The organism is Bradyrhizobium sp. (assembly GCF_004799405.1).
Classification (GTDB): domain Bacteria; phylum Pseudomonadota; class Alphaproteobacteria; order Rhizobiales; family Xanthobacteraceae; genus Bradyrhizobium.
Map to the genome: position 1 here is coordinate 1 of NZ_SSMW01000119.1, position 13,208 is coordinate 13,208.

The 13,208-nt window shown below is 62.6% G+C and carries 15 protein-coding genes; 7 read left to right on the plus strand and 8 right to left on the minus strand.

Annotated features, from left to right (window positions below; genetic code table 11):
• Positions 1-54: 54 nt before the first annotated feature.
• Together E7813_RS18015 and E7813_RS18020 are read right to left on the minus strand one after the other, a co-directional pair.
• The gene (locus tag E7813_RS18015; protein ID WP_291559217.1) at positions 55-609 is read right to left on the minus strand and encodes a TIGR00645 family protein; all 555 of its coding nucleotides are present in this window, start codon (positions 607-609) and stop codon (positions 55-57) included.
• Between the two features lie 120 nt (positions 610-729).
• Positions 730-1,764: an aspartate-semialdehyde dehydrogenase gene (locus tag E7813_RS18020; protein WP_291576115.1), complete on the minus strand. Its 1,035-nt coding sequence runs from the start codon at positions 1,762-1,764 to the stop codon at positions 730-732.
• A 117-nt stretch (positions 1,765-1,881) separates the two neighbouring features.
• Between E7813_RS18020 and E7813_RS18025 the strand changes: the two genes are divergently transcribed.
• On the plus strand, positions 1,882-2,682 hold the full coding sequence (locus tag E7813_RS18025; RefSeq protein WP_291576117.1) for a hypothetical protein: 801 nt from the start codon (positions 1,882-1,884) through the stop codon (positions 2,680-2,682).
• 161 nt (positions 2,683-2,843) lie between these two features.
• Positions 2,844-3,245 (plus strand): hypothetical protein, encoded by a 402-nt coding sequence (locus tag E7813_RS18030; protein WP_291576119.1) that lies wholly within the window; start codon positions 2,844-2,846, stop codon positions 3,243-3,245.
• Positions 3,246-3,263: 18 nt separating this feature from the next.
• On the opposite strand, the gene leuB is transcribed toward E7813_RS18030, so the two are convergent.
• Positions 3,264-4,376 carry a 3-isopropylmalate dehydrogenase gene (leuB, locus tag E7813_RS18035; protein WP_291576120.1) on the minus strand — a complete coding sequence of 371 codons (1,113 nt, stop codon included), beginning with the start codon at positions 4,374-4,376 and terminating at the stop codon, positions 3,264-3,266.
• Positions 4,377-4,510: 134 nt separating this feature from the next.
• On the opposite strand from leuB, the gene E7813_RS18040 reads away from it, so the two are divergent.
• Complete coding sequence (locus E7813_RS18040) at positions 4,511-5,716, plus strand: YbfB/YjiJ family MFS transporter (RefSeq protein ID WP_291576121.1); 1,206 nt, start codon at positions 4,511-4,513, stop codon at positions 5,714-5,716.
• Here E7813_RS18040 and E7813_RS18045 read toward each other — a convergent pair.
• From E7813_RS18045 to E7813_RS18060, 4 genes are all read right to left on the minus strand, one after another.
• The gene (locus E7813_RS18045; protein ID WP_291576123.1) at positions 5,703-6,488 is read right to left on the minus strand and encodes a molybdopterin-dependent oxidoreductase; all 786 of its coding nucleotides are present in this window, start codon (positions 6,486-6,488) and stop codon (positions 5,703-5,705) included. The two genes, E7813_RS18040 and E7813_RS18045, sit on opposite strands and share 14 nt — an antisense overlap.
• Before the next feature lie 23 nt (positions 6,489-6,511).
• The gene (locus E7813_RS18050) at positions 6,512-7,141 is read right to left on the minus strand and encodes a cytochrome b/b6 domain-containing protein (protein ID WP_291576124.1); all 630 of its coding nucleotides are present in this window, start codon (positions 7,139-7,141) and stop codon (positions 6,512-6,514) included.
• Positions 7,142-7,318: 177 nt separating this feature from the next.
• Positions 7,319-7,897: a fasciclin domain-containing protein gene (locus tag E7813_RS18055; protein WP_291576125.1), complete on the minus strand. Its 579-nt coding sequence runs from the start codon at positions 7,895-7,897 to the stop codon at positions 7,319-7,321.
• A gap of 241 nt (positions 7,898-8,138) precedes the next feature.
• Complete coding sequence (locus E7813_RS18060) at positions 8,139-8,900, minus strand: SDR family oxidoreductase (protein WP_291576126.1); 762 nt, start codon at positions 8,898-8,900, stop codon at positions 8,139-8,141.
• Positions 8,901-9,071: 171 nt separating this feature from the next.
• Here E7813_RS18060 and E7813_RS18065 point away from each other — a divergent pair, with 171 nt between their 5' ends.
• Positions 9,072-10,265, plus strand: coding sequence for a CaiB/BaiF CoA-transferase family protein (locus E7813_RS18065; protein WP_291576128.1), 1,194 nt, complete (start codon positions 9,072-9,074; stop codon positions 10,263-10,265).
• A 730-nt stretch (positions 10,266-10,995) separates the two neighbouring features.
• Here E7813_RS18065 and E7813_RS18070 read toward each other — a convergent pair.
• On the minus strand, positions 10,996-11,856 hold the full coding sequence (locus tag E7813_RS18070; RefSeq protein ID WP_291576130.1) for a sulfite exporter TauE/SafE family protein: 861 nt from the start codon (positions 11,854-11,856) through the stop codon (positions 10,996-10,998).
• A gap of 249 nt (positions 11,857-12,105) precedes the next feature.
• Here E7813_RS18070 and sdhC point away from each other — a divergent pair, with 249 nt between their 5' ends.
• The 3 genes from sdhC to E7813_RS18085 all read left to right on the plus strand — a co-directional run.
• Positions 12,106-12,504: a succinate dehydrogenase, cytochrome b556 subunit gene (sdhC, locus tag E7813_RS18075; RefSeq protein ID WP_291576132.1), complete on the plus strand. Its 399-nt coding sequence runs from the start codon at positions 12,106-12,108 to the stop codon at positions 12,502-12,504.
• Positions 12,505-12,533: 29 nt separating this feature from the next.
• Complete coding sequence (gene sdhD, locus E7813_RS18080; RefSeq protein ID WP_291576136.1) at positions 12,534-12,908, plus strand: succinate dehydrogenase, hydrophobic membrane anchor protein; 375 nt, start codon at positions 12,534-12,536, stop codon at positions 12,906-12,908.
• 3 nt (positions 12,909-12,911) lie between these two features.
• Positions 12,912-13,208: FAD-binding protein (locus tag E7813_RS18085; protein ID WP_291576134.1), on the plus strand; the 297-nt coding region annotated here is incomplete at its 3' end.

Sequence of the window (13,208 nt, forward strand, 5' to 3'; positions counted from 1 at the left end):
CCGGCTGCGAAGGAGTTTCGCGGCGTCAGGGAGATGCTGCAGGCCGGCGGATAGCTATTCGCCGCCGTGGTCGCCGCCGCTCCAGCGGTCCGACAGGGCAAGCATGAACGCCGAGATCACGAACACCAGGTGCACGCCGACCAGCCAGGCCAGCTTGCCGGGTTCGAACACGGTATCGATGTTCATGAACGCCTTCAGCACCTGGATCGCGGAAATCGCGACGATCGAGGCCAGCAGCTTCTGTTTCAAGCCGCCGAAATTGACCTTGGTCATCCAGTCCGGCCAGTCCGGATGGCCACCGGGATCGATCTTCGAGACAAAATTCTCGTAGCCGGAAAACACCACGATCAGGATCAGATTGCCGGTCAGCGACACGTCGATCAGGCTGAGCACGCCGAGAATGATGTCGGACTCCTTGGAGCCCGGCGCATGCACGATGAATTCCCACAGCAGCATGCAGAATTTCAGCAACAGCACCGCCAGGCTGACGACGAGGCCGAAATAGAACGGCGCCATCAGCCAGCGGCTGTTGAAGATCACACTCTCGAATCCGCTCTCGACGCGCTTCAGCGTCGGGTTCGGCCGATAAGGAGCCGGTTGCTCGGTCATCGCAGTTCCGGCTCCTGCTAAAGCGTTTCCGAGCGAAGTGGATACCGGTTCGCGTGAAGAAAACGCGTCAAAACAAAAATTAGAGCGTCGGTTCTGATTCAATCAGAACCGACCTTGCTTTCACGCCGCCTTTTTCTTGGCGCTGATCAGCTTGCGGTTGATCAGGCATTCGGCGATCTGGACCGCGTTCAGCGCGGCACCCTTGCGCAGATTGTCCGACACGCACCACAGCACCAGGCCGTTGTCCACGGTGGGATCGGCGCGGATGCGGCTGATGTAGGTGGCGTCCTCGCCGGCGGCCTCGTAGGGTGTGACGTAGCCGCCCGGTTCATGCTTGTCGATCACGAGGCATCCCGGCGCATTGCGCAGGATGTCGCGCGCCTCGTCGGGCGAAATCGGATTTTCGAATTCGATGGTGACGGCTTCGGAATGGCCGACGAACACCGGCACCCGCACGCAAGTCGCGGTCAGCTTGATTTTGGGATCAAGAATCTTCTTGGTCTCCATCATCATCTTCCACTCTTCCTTGGTGTAGCCGTCCTCCATGAACACGTCGATCTCGGGGATCACGTTGAAGGCGATACGCTTGGGGAATTTCTTGTTGACGAGTTCGCTGTTGGTGTAGACCGCCTTGGTCTGCGAAAACAGCTCGTCCATGGCGTCCTTGCCGGCGCCCGAAACCGATTGATAGGTCGAGACCACCACGCGCTTAATCGTGGCGCGGTCATGCAGCGGCTTCAGCGCGACCACGAGCTGCGCGGTCGAGCAATTCGGATTGGCGATGATGTTCTTCTTGACGAAGCCGGTGACCGCATCGGCATTGACTTCGGGAACGATCAGCGGCACGTCCGGATCCATCCGCCAGGTCGATGAATTGTCGATCACGACGGCGCCGGCTGCCGCGATCTTCGGCGACCACTCCTTGGACACAGCACCACCCGCCGACATCAAGCAGATATCGACGTCGCTGAAATCATAGTGATCGAGCGCTTTGCACTTCAGGGTGCGGTCGCCATACGACACTTCGACGCCCATGCTGCGGCGCGACGCCAGCGCCACGACCTCGTCAGCCGGGAATTTGCGTTCGTCGAGAATGTTGAGCATTTCCCGCCCGACATTGCCGGTCGCTCCGACCAGCGCGACTTTGTAACCCATCGTTCACTCTCCGAACAAAAATGCCTTCCCGGCGTCCGCGGTGGAAAGGGAAGAGGCAGCGCTTCTATGCGAGAAACAGCGTTAAGACAACGTTAGACCGGCATTCCAGAGCGTTTGATGCGATCCTTTCGGGCCATCCCCGGCAAGCCTTACCGGGCCGGAATTCATCCGGCGCTGACGAGCCTTGCCGATGAATGCTGCGGTACGCTGGCGCGTCTCATCGCCTATGTGGGCGTTCTGGCCCTGCTTGCCATCGCCGGGATCCATTTTTGGGATCAGTTGCCGATTGGCGAGACATCGGAGCCTCCAAAGGCAGTCTGGAGCGTGGCCAGTCGCTCGCACCCGGCGTTTGCCGTCAGCCAGTTCGATCTGGCCGGAAAAACAGAGACTTACGAGATCTTCCGGCATCCGGAAGGGGGCCGAAAGGATGTCTTCCGCTGGTCGGCCCAGGATGAGAAGCCGGTGGCCGAACTTGAGCTTTATCGCCCCGGCGGCGAATTCGGCCAATCCGGACCCGCCGTTGCGGAAATCGCCGCGAGGATGGACCCCGAGGGCACGCGCGAACTGGAAACGGCTGGTGTCATCGACAGCAAATTCGGCAGCGTGACGCTGCTTCGCCTCACCGGCAATGCGGCCAACACGCCGTCCTGCCTTGGTTTCATGAAGCGGCTCGACGAACCTGATTTGCGGATCTCCGGCTGGTCGTGCCAGGGCGACACATGGCCGGCCCGGCGCGCCGCCATTGGCTGCATTTTGAACCGGCTGATCCTTTTGACCGCCGGAAACGAGCCGAAAATGGCCGAATTGTTCGCCCGCGCCGAGCTCAAGCGCGGCCGTTGCGCTCCCTCGGTCCCGTCAGCCACCTCGGCAGATTGGGTGACGGGCGCGGAGAACCCCGTTCTGCGCAGCAGTTTCTGACCCGGCGTATCGGCCAAGATGCTGGTTTTCATGCAACTTTTTCGCTTCGCCCGGCATTATTGTGGCCGGGTGTGGCCCAATTGACCTTGTGACGGCATGCCTGCGGCAGCTAAACTGCCTGCGTATCGGAAATGGCGACCCCGCCGGCCCATGAGGACGCAATGACCTTCAAACTTCCTGCCCCAAACCATCTTGCGCTGTTGCTTGCGGCGGGAGCGGCGATGGCGATCGGCCTTGGCGCCACCCAGGCCAGCAGTGCGGAAAAACGCAAGGTCGACGACAAACGCAGGTTCGACGGCGGCCATGCTTATTACGGCCCGGCCGGCCCGAACGTGGTCTATCAGCAGGGGCCGCACACGAAGGTATACATCACCAAGCGCTCATGGCTCGACGCCGGCGTCGAGGTGTTGCCGGGCGACCGCAAATTCACCGACTACGCGTTTCCGCCGGAGCTCGGGTATCCCTCGTTCGCGCGCGAGAACAACAACCGCCCGATCGACCGCCAGCCGCTGAATCCGCCGTCGGATATGGGCGGATATCCGCGCAGCATCCCGCTGGATTGAGCTGCGATCTCTGCGCATTTACCCGTGCAGCGCCTGTAATTCTTTCAGGATCGCCTCGCCCATCTGCGTCGTGTTCGCCGCGGTGGTGCCCTCAGACTTGATATCCGCCGTGCGCAGTCCGCTTGCGAGCACCGCTGCTATCGCCGCGTCGACCTTGTCGGCGAGATCGCCCATGTCGAACGAGTAGCGCAGCGCCATCGCGAATGATGCGATCATCGCGATCGGATTGGCCAGTCCCTTGCCGGCAATATCGGGCGCCGAACCGTGCACCGGCTCGAACAGCGATTTGCGCTTTTTGGTTTTGACATCGACCTCGCCGAGCGAGGCCGACGGCAGCATGCCGAGCGAACCGGTCAGCATCGCCGCGATATCCGACAGCATGTCGCCGAACAGGTTGTCGGTGACGATGACGTCGAATTGCTTTGGCCATTTCACCAGATTCATGCCACCGGAATCGGCGAGTTGATGCTCGAGCTGGACGTCTTTGTATTCGCGCGCATGTACCTGCGTGACCACCTCGTTCCAGAGCACGCCCGATTTCATCACATTGCGCTTTTCCATCGAGGTCAGCTTGTTGCGGCGCTTGCGCGCCAGATCGAATGCGACGCGGGCGATGCGCTCGATCTCGTAGGTATCGTAAACCTGGGTGTCGATGGCGCGCTTCTGGCCGTTGCCAAGATCGGTGATGGTCTTGGGCTCGCCGAAATACACCCCGCCGGTCAGCTCGCGCACGATCATGATGTCGAGGCCCTCGACCACCTCACGCTTCAGGCTGGACGCGTCCGCCAGCGCCGGATAGCAGATCGCGGGACGCAGATTGGCGAACAGCGCCATGTCCTTGCGCAGCCGCAAAAGCCCGGCTTCGGGACGCACGTCATACGGCACCTGATCCCATTTCGGGCCGCCGACCGCCCCGAAGATCACCGCGTCGCTCGCTTGCGCCAGCGCCATGGTGGCGTCGGTGATCGCGACCTTGTCGGCGTCATAGGCGCTGCCGCCGACCAGACCCCGCTCGGTCTCGAAATGCGCGATGCCTTGCGCATTCAGCCAGTCGATCAGGCGCTTCACCTCCGCCATCACTTCGGGGCCGATGCCGTCGCCGGGGAGCAGCAGGAGCTTATGGGTCGCCATGGAAAGTTCCTCATTCGACGCGTGGGCGCGGATTGCTAGATCGGCATTGCGCGGATGGCAAGACACCATTGCCGCTATCCGCCTGTGCAATCACGGCAGAGCCTGCCACAATGTAAGCCCTGCCGGAGCATCCCGTGAAAGCCCCCGACCGTCCCTTACCGCCCGCGCATCCGGCGCGGCTGATCCTGATCCTGTCGCTGGCGCCGATTATCGGCCTCGGCATCGGCCGCTTCGCTTATTCGCTGGTGCTGCCGGACATGCGCGATACGCTCGGCTGGTCATATTCCGCCGCTGGCTTCATGAACACGATCAACGCCGCCGGCTATCTCGGCGGCGCGCTGGTGGCCTCGAAGCTGATCAATCGCTTCGGGCTGTCCGCCGCGGTGCGCTGGTCAACGCTCGCCTGCGTGGCGTCGCTGGCGCTGTCCGCGCTATCGGGCAATTTCGCGATCCTGAGCTTCGCAAGGCTGCTGGTGGGTCTCGGCGCCGCGATCGCCTTTGTCAGCGGCGCCGCGCTGGCGGCGACCATCGCGCAATCGCGGCCCGAACGGGCGAACTTTCTGCTGAGCCTGTTTTACGCCGGCCCAGGGCTCGGCATCGTGTCGTCCGGCCTGATCGCGCCCTTCGTGCTGCAGGCGTTCGGGCCGGGATCGTGGTGGGTGGTCTGGTGGGCGATGACGCTGCTCACCGCGATCATGATCATTCCGCTGCTGCTGGCGCCGTTCGACAGCAGCGCCGGGATCGCCGATGCGACGCCGGTCAAATTCGCGATCCGGCCGGTGCTGATCTATCTCGCCGGCTATTTCCTGTTCGGCGCCGGATATATCGCCTACATGACCTTCATGATCGCCTATGTGCGCGACGCCGGCGGGGGTGCCGCCGCGCAGAGCGCATTCTGGTGCCTGATCGGCCTCAGCGCCTTCGTCACGCCGTGGCTGTGGCGGGGCGTGCTGGCGCTCGACCGCGGCGGCATCTCCACCGCGATCATTCTCGGCGTCAACGCGATCGGCGCCGGGCTGCCGCTGTTTGGACATTCGACGGCATGGCTCGCCGCTTCGGCGCTGGTATTCGGCGTTTCGTTCTTTGCGCTGGTCGGGTCGACCACGGCGTTCGTGCGGTTCAACTATCCGCCGGCCACCTGGCCCGCGGGGATCGCTGCGATGACGATTGCCTTCGGCGTCGGCCAGACACTCGGACCGACCGCGGTCGGCGCCGTCACCGACGCGATGGGCAGCCTGTCCTACGCCCTCAATATCTCCGCGGCGACGCTGGCGATCGGCGCCATCGCAGCCGCGTTTCAGCGCAGGCTGGCGACAAGCCGGCGCATCAGCTCCCGCTGAATGAATTGTATCCCTGGTCTTCCCAGTAACCTCCCTTGTAGAGGTTGGTGACTTCCATCGATACCACGTATTTCGGATTCTTGAAGCCGAGTTTGGTCGGCACCCGTATCTTCATCGGAAAACCATAGGCGCGGGGCAGCATTTCGTCGGCGAACTTGAACGTCATCTGGGTCTGCGGATGCAGCGCGGTCTCCATGTCGAGCGGGCTGTTGTAGCCATCCTTGTCGGCGCACTGGAACCAGCAATATTTCGCGCTGGTGTCGGCGCCGATCAGTTTGAGGAAGTCGCGCAGCGGCGTGCCGGTCCAGCTTCCGATCGCGCTCCAGCCCTCGACGCAGATGTGACGCGTGATCTGTTTTTCCTGCGGCAGCTTGTAGAGTTCCTCCAGCGTCCAGGATTTCTTGTTGTCGACGAGGCCGCGCACCTCGAACTTCCAGTCCTTGCCGTCGATCTCGGGGGCGTCGTCGAGGTCGTAATAGGCGTTGAACGGAAACGGCTTTGTGATGGCGCTCTCGGGAAAGGTCGGCGCCAGCGCGTGGGGATTGAAGATCGCCGCCTGCACGGCGTCGTTGAACTTCGAGACCCGCTTCAGCATCTCTTCGGCCGAAAAACTGTCGGACACGTCGCAGCCGGTCAACAGCGTCAGCGCGCCGAGACTGGCGCCCCCGGCGATGAAGCGCCGGCGCGCCATGTCCGGCATCGCCTTGGCGGCGTCCTTGACCAGCAATTGCCGGTCGACACCGGGTATCAGACGCGAGCGTAAGCGGCCCATGACAGATCTCCTCGAAACTTGCTTTAGCGGCCGATGATCATGGCGCGCAGGCTTCTCGGCACCAGCACCGCCAGCGCCACATGCACCACCAGGAACGCGACGATCGCCGACATGCAGATGAAGTGGACGTAGCGCGCGACATCATAGCCGCCGAAGAACGCCGTCAAATATTGCAACTGCACCGGCTTCCAGATCGACAGGCCCGACAGCACGATGACGATGCCGACCACGATGATCCCGGCATAGAGCAATTTCTGCACATAGTTATATTTGGAGAGATCGTCATGCGACAATTTGCCGGTCAGCGCCGCTTTGGTATCGGCGAGCACGCCTTGCGGGGTGATCGGCAGCAATTTCCTGGCAAAGCGGCCGCTGGCAAAACCCAGCGCGAGATAGACCAGACCATTCACCATCAACAGCCACATCGCCGCAAAATGCCATAGCAGCGCGCCGCCGAGCCAGCCGCCCAGCGTGATCGAGCCGGGAAACGAGAAATTGAAAAGCGGCGAGGCGTTGTAGATCTGCCATCCCGACATGATCATCAGGATCATCGCCACCGCATTGATCCAGTGCACAACACGGACCCACGCCGGCTGAATGACCTTTGCCGATGCAGGGCCTGTGTTCTGATCGCTCATCGCAAGGCTGGACATATTGGTTCCATCGCTCGGGGCCGATACCCCCAATATACGCCGGGAGTCGGTGTTTCGTTACTGCCGTGGACCCTATAGAATCGATGCATTCGACGCTTCGCGGTCACGAAAAAGCGAGCCGGGCTGCCCCGCTCGCTCCTCGCGCATACTATGGGGACTTTTCAGGAGCGCGCGGTGTTACGACGGCATCAGGACGGTGTCGACCACATGGATCACGCCGTTGGACTGATTGACGTTCGGGATCGTGACGGTGGAAGAGCCGCCCTTGGCGTCGATGATCATCACCGTGTCGCCCGAGCGCTTCACCGTTAGCTCTTCGCCCTGCACGGTCTTGAGCTTCTTGCCGTCGGTGAGGTCGGAGGCTTCAAGCTTGCCCGCAACCACGTGGTAGGTCAGGATTTTGGTCAGGGTCGCCTTGTTCTCGGGCTTCACCAGGGTATCGACGGTGCCGGCCGGCAGCTTGCCGAAGGCGGCGTTGGTCGGCGCGAACACCGTGAACGGGCCCTTGCCTTCCAGCGTGTTGACGAGGCCGGCGGCCTTCACCGCCGCAACCAGCGTGGTGTGATCCTTGGAGTTGACGGCGTTCTGGATGATGTTCTTCGAGGGGAACATCGCGGCGCCGCCGACCATCACGGTCTTCTCGCCGGACATTTCGCTCTTCATCTTGTCTTGCGCGCTGACGGGCGCAACGAGGGTGGCGGTCAGGGCCAGCGCGCCAAAGGCGGCGGCCGACAATAATGCAATACGCTTCGACATGTAACGTCTCCCGATGGGTTGAGGTAATCGGCGGAACTCTCCGCCTGATGACAACGACACTGTCCGATTTTTCCGATTGGCTGCGTCGTCGTTGGCCCGAGCTACGGGAGGCTTTGGCGGCAGTTTCAGCCAATAAGTTTTCGTGATGCTTGAAACTTTTTTTGGCGGAATACGTGGGCGGCATAGTGGGATGCGACGGGCGCCTCTTCCCTTCTCCCCTTGCGGGAGAAGGAAGAAAGCGCTAGTCCCTATTGTGCGGCGTCTGGATGAATCCTCGATTCCAGGTCGGGCTGATCAATATCTCGTTGATGCACACCCGCGGCGGCATGCTGGCGACAAAGGCGATGGTGCGGCCACAATCTTCGGGCTGCAGCATCCGCGCCTGCTCGGCCTCCGACGGCACCACCGGCCGCAGCTTCAGGATCGGCGTTGCGACCTCGCCGGGCGACAGGCAACAGGCCCGCAGGCCGTTGACGCATTCGTCCATGTTGAACGAATGGGTCAGCGCCAGCACCGCGTGCTTGGTGGTGGTGTAGGCTGGGCCCGGCATTTTCGACACGTGACGGCCGGCCCATGACGCGACATTGATGATGCAGCCGTCCTTCTGCTTGCGCATCGCCGGCAGCACCGCGCGCATGCAATACAGCACGCCGTTGAGATTGATCTCGACCAGTTTGTCCCAGCCTTCCAGTTCCATGTCGGCCCAGCTCCGCTTCGGCACGTTGATGCCGGCGCTGTTGACCAGAAGGTCGATGCGGCCGTGCCTGGCGAGAATCTGTTCGGCGGCCTTGTTGACGTCGGCTTTCTTGCTGACGTCGAGGGCGATCGCCTCGGCCTTGCCGCCGCTTTTGACGATCTTGGCCACCACGCCGTCGAGTGCCTCCTTGCGGCGCCCCGAGACCACCACGGTCCAGCCGTCCGCCGCCAGCGCTTCCGCGCCCGCCTCGCCGATGCCGCTGCCGCCGCCGGTCACCCAGGCCACGCGTTTCCCGTTATTTGACATGCAAACTGTCTCCGTTGCTTTGTGAAGGGCGTTTTTGCTAATGAACCCGGGAATTCGGGAATTGGCCAAAGATCGCTCCCCGGGGAATGATGCATGAACGCCCCGGTAAACGCCAATCGGTTTTCCCGCGGTTTTCCCGTCCGTTTCGCAGTAAAATGAGGTCCGAGCCGCATGCGCCCGCTTGAAGGATTACGTGTTGTCGATCTCACCCGGGTGCTGTCGGGACCGTACTGCACCATGCAGCTCGGCGATCTCGGCGCCGAGGTGATCAAGGTCGAACGTCCGGTCGAAGGCGACGACACCCGCGCCTTCGCGCCGCCCTACCAGGGCGACGAGGCGGCCTATTTCCTCTCCGTCAACCGCAACAAGAAGAGCATCACGCTCGACATGAAGAGCGACGCCGGCCGCGAGGTGCTGTGGCGGCTGATCGAAAAATCCGACGTGCTGGTGGAGAATTTCCGGCCGGGCGCGATGGACCGGCTCGGCTTCAGCTATGCCGCCGTCAGCGCGCGACGGCCGACTCTGGTGTATTGCTCGATTTCCGGCTTCGGCAACACCGGCCTGATGAAGGACCGCCCCGGTTACGACGTCATCGTGCAGGGCGAAGCTGGCATCCAGGACATCACGGGACCCGCCGACGGCGCTCCCTACAAGGTCGGCACCTCGATCGCCGATCTGGTTTCCGGATTGAACGGATCGCAGGCCGTTCTCGCGGCACTCTACGCTGCCAAGATCACCGGCCGCGGCCAGCATGTGTCGGTCTCGATGTATGAAGCGGTCGCCTCGCTGCTCTCCTTCAACGCCAGCATCTATTTCGCCACCGGCGAGTCGCCGAAACGACGCGGCAACGCGCACGCCACCATCGTTCCTTACGAGACCTTCGAGGCAAGCGACGGCTGGATCAGCCTCGGGGTTGCCAATGATGAATTGTGGAAGCGCTTCTGCAAGGCCGTGGAGCGGCCCGAACTGACCGACGATCCGCGTTTTGCCAAGGCCGCCGACCGCGTCCGCAACCGCGATATCCTGGTGCCGATCGTCAAGGACATCATCAAGCAGCGCAAGCGCGACGAGTGGCTGCCTTTGATGGACGCCGCCGGGATTCCGAGCGGCGCGATCCGCACCGTCGGCGAAGTCTGCGAGAGCGCGCTGTTGCGGTCGCGCGACATGATCGCCGAGATGCCGCATGCCGGCAAAGGCGTCGGTATCGTCAAGAACATCAAGAACCCGATGCATCTTGGCGCCACCCCGCTCGATACCTACACTGCGCCGCCCCGGCTCGGCGAGCACACGCGGGAGATTTTGACGGGATTGCTCGGCTACAGCGCCGGCGAAGTCGATGAACTCGCGCGCAGCGAGACGATCTGAAGCGATTGCGTCTCAACGTCGTCCCCGCGAAAGCAGCGACGACGCACAATGTTTCAGCGATGACGGTGCACTCCCTCTCCCCTTGTGGGAGAGGGTTGGGGTGAGGGGTCACGGTCTATCGATAGTCTGTAACCCCTCACCCGGATCGCATCTGTCGATGCGATCCGACCTCTCCCACAGGGGGAGAGGTGGCACCGAGCGTTTTGTATCGATCTTGGTAATTTCAAACAGCCGCAGTTTCGCGATCTCGCCGCATGCATGCGCGAAGTTTTGCTGGAAAAGTCCTGCCCTCCAATCAGAGGGCGCAGGGAATGCCGGGCGTCCAACGCGCCCGCAGCCTGGCAGGGCAGAAAAACAAGCCATGCCAGCAAAGTCACCACGGTCACGCCGGAAATCACCCGGCATTCCCCGCACAATGGTTTTACGGCTTATTTCGCGCTCTCCCCGGTGACCGGGCTTTCTTGCCACCGTCATCTGCGAAAGTTTCCTTTCGCAAACTTGACACCAGCGTCGGGGTGTCAGGACCACACGACTTCGCCGTCCGCGCCGGTGCCGTTCGTCCACGGCACCTCGCGCGTCCACCGCATCCCGCCGCGCGTTGATGACGTTGCGCAACGCCCCTCTGTGGGCGGGACGCTGAAGGTATAGATTTGATTTGGGTCCGCTGTCAAGTTTAATTCTGAAATACAGAAATTAAGCCGAAGATGCAGATCGAACCCGGCCTGTTCCGCTATTGCCCGCTCAGCAGGCTGATCACGAACCGGCTTCCGACGGTCAACAGGTAACATCCGAACGCGACTTCGAGCATCCGTTTCGACATCGCATGCGCGGTGCGCACGCCGAGCGGCGCTGTCAGCACGCTGGTCGGTATCACCAGCATTACCCCGATCAGCGAGACATAGCCGAGCGCGAACGGCAATTGCAGCGCGGCGACCCCGGGATAATGCGCCGCAGCCGGCCAGCCGGCATAGACATAGCCAAGCGCGCCGGGAATCGAGATGAGCACCGCCAGCGCCGACGATGTCGCGACCGCCTGGTGGATCGGCCGGCCATAAAACGTCATCAGCAAATTCGAATACAGGCCGCCGCCGACCCCCATCAGCGTCGACAGCAGGCCGACAAAGAAGCCGTAGATCTTCATCAACGGGCCGCGCGGCAGGTCGTCGCCGAACCGCCAGGCCTCGCGCGCCAACAGCAGCCTTGCGGCGGCCGAATACGCCACCATCACGAACACGATCTTGAACAGCCGCTCCGGCGCATAGCGCGCGATCACGCTGCCGACGATGACGCCGGCAAGAACCGGCGCCCACCAGATGCGCAGGATTTCCATGTCCACGGCGCCCCGGGCGTGATGGGCGCGCCACGACCGGATCGAGATCGGAATGATGACGGCGAGCGACGTGCCGATGCATAGCGGCATCCGCACCTCGAGCGGGACGCCGGCCAGCCGGAAGCATTCATAGAATACCGGCACCAGCACCGCGCCGCCGCCGATCCCGAATACGCCAGCGAGGAATCCCGACAAGGCGCCGACCGCCACCAGCAGCAGGACCAGTTCGCCGACCTCCGAGGCGTTCAATCCGGCGATCATGGTCCCCCCGTGCCCGTCGCGCGTTGATCCCGCGCGAGCGCTCATGAATCGAGCTTCATCGCACTAGCCAACAGCGCCCATGGCCCTGTCAACGCCCATGATTGCAGGCCTCATCTGAAGCTATGAACATTCATTCGCAAACGGCGATTTCATCGTTGCGCTGGCTGTTTCGAGTTCGTAAATAGGAATCATCTACCGCGATCCCCGAAGGGCCCCCGCGCGCGGGCCCAAAACCGTCAAAAGCCGCCGATGACCGCCAGGATCGAACGACCGCTTTCACCGCATTTGCAGACCTATCGCTGGACCCTGACGATGGCGCTGTCCATCGTCCATCGCGTCACCGGCGTTGCGCTGTATTTCGGCACTTTGCTGCTGGCGTGGTGGCTGATCTCGGCGGCGTCGGGGCCACCCGCCTATGCCAATGTGCAGGCCTTTACCTCGAGCTTGATCGGCCGCCTGATCGTGTTCGGTTATACCTGGGCGCTATTGCATCATCTGCTCAGCGGTATCCGGCATTTCGTCTGGGATCTCGGCTACGGCTTCAAGGCGAGCGAGCGCGAAGCCCTGACCTGGAGCGCGCTGATCGGCGGCATTTCGCTGACGGTGCTGGTATGGATCGTCGCCTATGCGATCGGAGGCGGACGATGACCGCGCCGGATACCTCAACCGTGAAATCGATGCGTACGCCGCTGGCGCGCGTCCGCAACCTCGGCGCCTCGCATTCCGGCACCGGCGATTTCTGGCGCCAGCGCGTCACCGCGGTCGCGATGACGCTGTTGATCCTGCCCGTCATCGTGGTGGTGATGATGCTGCTCGGCCGCAACCAGGCGGGGGCCGCGCAAATCCTTGGCTCGCCGCTGGTCGCCGTCATCCTGCTGCTGTTCATCGTCGCCAGCGCCTGGCACATGAAGATCGGCATGCAGGTGGTGATCGAGGACTATGTGCATGGCGAAAAGCTGAAGCTCGCCGCCGTGATGGCGAACAATTTCTTCTCGATCGCGGTGGCGCTGGTCTCGATCTACGCCATTCTCAAACTGTCGTCCGGAGTTTAGCGCATGGCCGCTGATGGCAACGGCAAGGTCACCAATGGCGGTCCCGCCGGCAACGGCCACGCTTATCCGATCGAAGACCACACCTACGACGTCGTCGTGGTCGGCGCCGGCGGCGCCGGCCTGCGCGCGGTGGTCGGCTGCGGCGAAGCCGGGTTGCGCACCGCCTGCATCACCAAGGTATTTCCGACCCGCTCACACACGGTGGCGGCGCAGGGCGGCATTTCGGCAGCGCTCGGCAACATGCATCCGGACGACTGGCGCTGGCACATGTACGACACCGTCAAGGGGTCGGACTGGCTC

Excerpts from the sequence above, each read along its gene's own strand:
- E7813_RS18015 (WP_291559217.1), bottom strand. The coding sequence starts at position 609 with ATGACCGAGCAACCGGCTCCTTATCGGCCGAACCCGACGCTGAAGCGC.
- E7813_RS18020 (WP_291576115.1), bottom strand. The coding sequence starts at position 1,764 with ATGGGTTACAAAGTCGCGCTGGTCGGAGCGACCGGCAATGTCGGGCGG.
- E7813_RS18025 (WP_291576117.1), top strand. The coding sequence starts at position 1,882 with ATGCGATCCTTTCGGGCCATCCCCGGCAAGCCTTACCGGGCCGGAATT.
- E7813_RS18030 (WP_291576119.1), top strand. The coding sequence starts at position 2,844 with ATGACCTTCAAACTTCCTGCCCCAAACCATCTTGCGCTGTTGCTTGCG.
- leuB (WP_291576120.1), bottom strand. The coding sequence starts at position 4,376 with ATGGCGACCCATAAGCTCCTGCTGCTCCCCGGCGACGGCATCGGCCCC.
- E7813_RS18045 (WP_291576123.1), bottom strand. The coding sequence starts at position 6,488 with ATGGGCCGCTTACGCTCGCGTCTGATACCCGGTGTCGACCGGCAATTG.
- E7813_RS18050 (WP_291576124.1), bottom strand. The coding sequence starts at position 7,141 with ATGTCCAGCCTTGCGATGAGCGATCAGAACACAGGCCCTGCATCGGCA.
- E7813_RS18055 (WP_291576125.1), bottom strand. The coding sequence starts at position 7,897 with ATGTCGAAGCGTATTGCATTATTGTCGGCCGCCGCCTTTGGCGCGCTG.
- E7813_RS18060 (WP_291576126.1), bottom strand. The coding sequence starts at position 8,900 with ATGTCAAATAACGGGAAACGCGTGGCCTGGGTGACCGGCGGCGGCAGC.
- E7813_RS18065 (WP_291576128.1), top strand. The coding sequence starts at position 9,072 with ATGCGCCCGCTTGAAGGATTACGTGTTGTCGATCTCACCCGGGTGCTG.
- E7813_RS18070 (WP_291576130.1), bottom strand. The coding sequence starts at position 11,856 with ATGATCGCCGGATTGAACGCCTCGGAGGTCGGCGAACTGGTCCTGCTG.
- sdhC (WP_291576132.1), top strand. The coding sequence starts at position 12,106 with ATGACCGCCAGGATCGAACGACCGCTTTCACCGCATTTGCAGACCTAT.
- sdhD (WP_291576136.1), top strand. The coding sequence starts at position 12,534 with ATGCGTACGCCGCTGGCGCGCGTCCGCAACCTCGGCGCCTCGCATTCC.